This is a genomic window from Moorena sp. SIO4G3, from assembly GCF_010692305.1.
GTDB classification, from domain to species: domain Bacteria; phylum Cyanobacteriota; class Cyanobacteriia; order Cyanobacteriales; family Coleofasciculaceae; genus Moorena; species Moorena producens_A.
This window is the reverse complement of the sequence record NZ_JAAHIG010000730.1, coordinates 1-1,436: the sequence shown is the minus strand read 5'-3', so window position 1 is coordinate 1,436 and position 1,436 is coordinate 1. Positions and strand designations below refer to the sequence as shown.

Here is a 1,436-nt window from a genome sequence, read left to right as displayed (position 1 = left end):
GGATACAAGCCCCGTCCTTTTAGGAGGGCTTTTCTTGATTTTGAATGTATTGCTTCAGTACTTCTATGGGTGCCCCGCCAACAGAAGCGGAAAAATGTGCAGGGGTCCATAAAGATTTCTTCCCATCGGGTTTAGGTAATCCAGCTTGCCCATAGCGTCTGCTAGATACCCCTTTGAGTGAGTTAACCATCTGAGATACGGACAGCTTCGGTGGGTACTCCACCAGCAGGTGAACATGGTCAGCCTCTCCATTAAACTCCAGGATTTGAAAATTCATCTTTTGAGCAACGCCTTCAAAGGCAGACTGAATCAGGGTTAAACCTTCAGCGGTTAATATTTTCTGCCGATATTTGGTAACGAATATCAAGTGAGCTTTGAGGTCAGACACGCTGTGATGTTCTCGCCTATATTTCATGGTTATTTATCAAGCGGCCAACTATAATATTAAGCATGAAACTACGCTATAACTACAGAATCTGCCCTACAGTCCAACAGCAAGAACGGTTAGCCCAAACGTTTGGGTGCAGTCGGGTTGTGTGGAACGATGCCCTATCCCTGATCAAGGGGTTAGAAAAGGGAGAAACGTGGCCTAGTAATGGTGAATTGCAACAGCTCGTTATCACCCAAGCAAAGCAGACTGAACAGCGTTCCTGGTTAAGTGGCGTCTCTAATATTCCACTCCAACAATCGGTCAGAGATTTAGGGACAGCGTTGTCATCCTTTTTCAAGTCGTTGAAGGGTGAACGAAAAGGTCAAAAGATGGGCTTTCCACAGTTCAAGAAGCGGCATGATAATCAGTCGGCCCGATTTGCACGGCATGGATTTTCGATTCGAGATAACGGGAAGCTATTCCTCGCAAAGATAGGCGATATTCAGGTGCAATGGTCCCGTGAATTGCCCAGTACACCCAGTTCAGTAACCGTATTGAAAAATAAGGTGGGCCAATATCATGTCAGTTTTGTGGTGGATATCGATATTCCGTTTATCCCAGCCGATTATGAGGCGGTAGGGGTTGATTTGGGCATCAAAACGTTTGCGGTCACATCTAATAATGAGTATATCCAGTCTCCAGGTTACGAGCGATTAGAGCGTAAAATCAGGCGGTTTCAGCGTAAGCTATCACGTCAGGTGAACGGGTCTAATCGCTGGCAGCAAACTAAACAACGGATTGCCAAACTGCATTTGAAGATAGCCAATATACGAAATGATTTCCTGCACAAATTATCAACCAAGCTAGTGAAAGAGAACCAAATTATTTGCTTGGAAGATTTGAATGTGAAAGGGATGGTCAAAAATCGTAAATTGGCCCGTGCGATTAGTCGTCAGGGATGGGGCATCTTTCGGGTAATGTGTGAAGCTAAATCGGCTATGTACGGTCGGGAGTTTCAGCTCATTAACCGATGGGAACCCAGCTCCCAGACTTGCTCCACTTGTGA

At 45.5% G+C, this 1,436-nt stretch carries 2 protein-coding genes; one reads left to right on the top strand and one right to left on the bottom strand.

Translation table 11 applies throughout. The annotated features are described in order from the left end of the window. Window positions 1–19: 19 nt before the first annotated feature. On the bottom strand, window positions 20–421 hold the full coding sequence (gene tnpA / locus F6J99_RS44990) for an IS200/IS605 family transposase (protein ID WP_293123925.1): 402 nt from the start codon (window positions 419–421) through the stop codon (window positions 20–22). Window positions 422–450: 29 nt separating this feature from the next. Here tnpA and F6J99_RS44985 point away from each other — a divergent pair. Continuing rightward, the coding region (locus F6J99_RS44985) for a transposase (RefSeq protein WP_293123923.1) at window positions 451–1,436 on the top strand (986 nt) is incomplete at its 3' end.